Here is a 3,376-nt window from a genome sequence, read left to right as displayed (position 1 = left end):
GTCAATAAACCAGGTATAGTTCTCAATAAACCCGGTCTTATTGTGCTTATTGACAATGATTTTTATACATATAGTGTTTTTTAATTAAACAAACACTATATATAGGATTTAAAAAATTAAATGCCTTTACCCTGAACTAGATTCTTGTTCATAGAGGGGACAATTATGGCAAAAATCCATTTGGTTGGAACTGAGTTTTTGGATATCCCAGCTCAACTAGCTTTGGATGGAGCAATTGAGCAATCGTTAGATATTTTGGCTGCCTTTGGAGTGGATGAGCAGTTTGAGCAGAAGATAACAGAGGTTTTTGGTGATCGCTTTGATGCTGAAAAGCTAGAAAAGCTGCGCCAGAGCTTTGCATTTAGAGATTGGAGCTGGTTGCCAACCTTTGAGATTCGCTCTGCTGATGAACTAAATGGAGCAAATGCTGCATTTGCGGCAAGTAACAACAGAGTGTACCTTTCACAGGATTTTATCAGTTGACTTAGATCAGGTTTTGCACAGTTTTTTTCAAAACCACCGATATATTGATGTATTCAACGGAAGGCTAATTTAAGCCCGCCGCAAAAATGGCTGATCAGTATTTTACCAATCCGACAATGGATAGGAGGATTTGTGCTGGATATTTTTGAACCTTTCTCCAACTCGGAAAATACTTTGCTGAGTTTAGACCAGAACTTAGAAAGCTCTAACAGTTCTCTGAATTTCAGTCCTTCTGAACAATTACTTTCCCTTAACAGTTCAGACCTGGATTCAGATCAACTCTTGATTTCTGACCATTCTGACTTAACAAATGACCTAAATTTGAACTTGGAAACAACCGCTACGGAACCTCAAGCTAATCAAGACGGCAGCGATTTACTGACGGGTACAAGTAACTCAGAGACATTAGTAGGAAATCTTGATGATTTGGATACTTCTGAATTTGATTCAGGAGTTTTCACAGTCGGAGCAGATGGCGATATTGCAGTTGATTTCTTATTTGATGGGGGCAAATACAAAGGAGAATTAGCCATCTTCAGTTTAGAAGATATGGCTGAATTTGAACCCGGTTCAGAAGCATTTATTCGAGAAGCTGCTCGTCGCGCTCTGATTGGTTCAGAGTTAGGTCATGTGGTAATTTATGATCTAAAAGAAGGGGCACGATTTAGTGGTATTTTAGGAGAACATGAAAAAGAAAATTGGAATCGTGGAGAACATCAGGATGTCAAGACATTTGCCATGAATCCTGGGGATGAATTTGGCATCTTGTTTGTTCCCAAAGGCAAGGTTCAGCAAGTTTTTGAGGATCCGAGTCTTGACGGTTCTAAACGTCCATTGTTCTCGATGACGGCTGCTGACTCAGAGGATGTTTATGGTCTGGGAACAATGGTAGATATTACAGGTCATGGACATACTTTTGGATTCGATGACCAGTGGGGTAAACCGGATAGTGATTATAACGACTTGATTTTTAAAGTTATAGGGGCAACAGGAGAGGCAACATTACTCAGTGAGATAGTGACTCCAGAAAGTAATTGGCAAAATACAGACTTAGGTGAAGCGTTAGTTGATTACTTCCAGTTGAGTGATCCAGATACGTCTGGCTCTAAAGTAGGTTTTGATCTCGTTGAGCTTCAATTGGAATATATCGCTCATCAACAAACAAATGAATCAAGTTCAGAATTTGAGCCAGATAACTTCTTGTTACAAGTTAATGAAGGAAAGGTCGTTATCGATGCTGTTGCATTTGACGATGCAGATACGCTGCTAAATGACCTCACAGCGTTAGGCTTACAACAAGGTGTGGCATTTAAATCAGTTGTGTCAGGGCTACTACCAATTGAATTAATCAATGAAGTATCTGCTTTGAACAGCCTAGCCTTTGCAAAGCCAGCATATCAGCCATTAACTAACATAGGAGCTGCTGATGCAGGAGCTCCTATTAGCCAGATTGACCAAGCTATCAATTCTAATGATGCACGCCAAAACTTCAATGTAAATGGAGCTGGAGTGACTGTAGGAGTTATCTCAGATAGTTACAACGTATTGGGAGGAGAAGTTAATGACATACGGAGTGGAGATCTTCCAGGAGTTAACAATCCTAATGGATTCACGGCAGTTGTAAATATCTTGGAAGAAGGCTCTTCTAGGGATACAGATGAAGGTCGTGCTATGTCACAACTCATACATGATGTAGCTCCTGGTGCTGGTTTAGCATTCCATACAGGTTTCAATGGCACAGCTAATTTTGCTAACGGAATTAAAGAATTAATGGATGATGCTGGTGCTAACATAATTGTCGATGATCTTAGTATCTACGCTGAGCCAATGTTCCAAGATGGAATTATTGCACAAGCTGTTGATGAAGTCGTGACTCAAGGCGTTGCATACTTCTCAAGTGCTGGTAACCAAGCTAATAACTCCTATGAAAGCTCATTCGTCTCTAGTGGTCAACGTATTCAAGGTTCTGTGGCTCATGATTTTAATCCAGGACCAGGTGTAGACACTTTACAACAAATTACGATTCCGGGGAATGCCAACTTGGTTGTTTCTTTGCAGTGGGATTCTCCATTTCTTTCTGCTAGTCCTGAAAGTGGGGGTGCAACTAGCGATCTTGATATTTATTTACTTGACAACACTGGTAATCGAGTTTTAGCAAGAAGTACAGATCGAAATATTGGTCGAGATGCAGTAGAGGTTCTTAGATTTACCAACAGAAATACAGATGCTAATGGGAATCCAATACCAGCCCAATTCAACCTTGCAATCACGAACCCTCGCGGAGATGCTCCTAGAAATCTGAAATATATTCTTTTCAACCCAGGTTCAGGAGCAACAGTAATTAATGAATTTTCTACTAATTCACCGACAGTATATGGACATCATGCAGCAGTTGGTGCAATGGCTGTTGGGTCAGGGTTCTATAGAAATCCAACTACTTTAGCACCAAGCTCCTCAATTGGGCCTACCACTATTTTGTTTGACCAATCAGGTAATCGGCTAGTAACTCCGGAAATCCGTCAAAAGCCTGAAATTGTGGCTCCTCATGGAACCAATACAACATTCTTCCCTGCATTTGTAGATAATGACGGAGATGGCGTAGACGATAATGACTTTGAACCAGATAATTTCCCAAATTTTTTTGGTACCTCTGCTGCTGCTCCCCATGCTGCTGGTGTAGCTGCTCTGATGCTGCAAGCATTTCCAGGCACTCCTCCTGACATACTTTATCGTGCAATACAAGAAAGTGCTCTGGATATGGAGAATCCCTATACTCCTGACTTAGATCCAGGAATTGATAATGCAACAGGCTCTGGTTTAATTCAAGCAGATCAAGCAATTCAAAGACTTGAGCAGATCCAAGCTCGACCTGAAATAGATTGGAAGAGCAAAC

General features: G+C 40.8%; 2 protein-coding genes. Both read left to right on the top strand.

The window, feature by feature from the left end; all coding sequences use genetic code 11:
- The first annotated feature begins 165 nt into the window (after positions 1 to 165).
- Positions 166 to 483, top strand: coding sequence for a hypothetical protein (locus F6K37_RS35245; RefSeq protein ID WP_287255510.1), 318 nt, complete (start codon positions 166 to 168; stop codon positions 481 to 483).
- A gap of 132 nt (positions 484 to 615) precedes the next feature.
- The coding region (locus F6K37_RS35240) for a DUF4114 domain-containing protein (protein WP_287255509.1) at positions 616 to 3,376 on the top strand (2,761 nt) is incomplete at its 3' end.

The organism is Moorena sp. SIO4E2, assembly GCF_010671945.1.
Classification (GTDB): domain Bacteria; phylum Cyanobacteriota; class Cyanobacteriia; order Cyanobacteriales; family Coleofasciculaceae; genus Moorena; species Moorena producens.
Note: the sequence above shows the minus strand (reverse complement) of the source record. Positions and strands in the feature narration are given on the sequence as shown.

Coding starts and splice junctions, on each gene's coding strand:
- F6K37_RS35245 (WP_287255510.1), top strand. CDS start 166: ATGGCAAAAATCCATTTGGTTGGAACTGAGTTTTTGGATATCCCAGCT.